Below are 597 nucleotides of genomic sequence, written 5' to 3'. Positions count from 1 at the left end.
CCGTTTGGGCATGACTGTTGTAATCGACGATGAGCAAAAAGTCGTCGGTGTGTTCACAGATGGGGATTTGCGCCGTGGTTTGGAAAAACGCATTGATCTTGCAACACCCATACAAGACGTAATGAGTACTAATCCACGCCAAGTAAGTAAGTCAATGCGTGCATCTGATGCCTTAAGTGTCATGAATGAAAATGCAATCAGTCAACTACTAGTGATAGATGAAAAAGAGCATTTAGAAGCCATCATTACTGTGCATGATTTGCTACAAGCAGGTGTGAAATAAGCGCTTAGACTAAATAGGTTTCACATTTAAATAATAAGACTTTATAAGAGATAAATTATGCAAGACTTAATCGAAAGAGCAGGACAGGTTAAAATGTTGGTCTTGGACGTTGATGGTATCTTGTCAAACGGTCAGATTATCTATGATGCTAATGGTATTGAGACAAAAGCGTTTTCGGTACAAGATGGGGTCGGTATTAAGTCTTTGGCACGCTATGGTATTTTAACTGCTATTATTACTGGCCGTAGTAGCCCTATGGTCAATAAGCGTGCAGCAGAGACTGGCATCGATTATGTGGTGCAAGGTCGTGATGA

Annotated in this window: 1 protein-coding gene and 1 pseudogene; both read left to right on the top strand. The window is 40.7% G+C overall.

The window, feature by feature from the left end:
* Window positions 1-283, top strand: a 283-nt coding sequence (locus ACS8FD_RS22625; protein ID WP_439277512.1) for a CBS domain-containing protein, incomplete at its 5' end; no start/stop codon positions are given.
* Window positions 284-340: 57 nt separating this feature from the next.
* A pseudogene (locus tag ACS8FD_RS22620) lies at window positions 341-597 on the top strand (HAD family hydrolase); the annotation flags it as partial.

Source organism: Psychrobacter sp. 1U2 (assembly GCF_051847575.1).
This window is presented reverse-complemented; position numbering and strand designations above follow the sequence as displayed.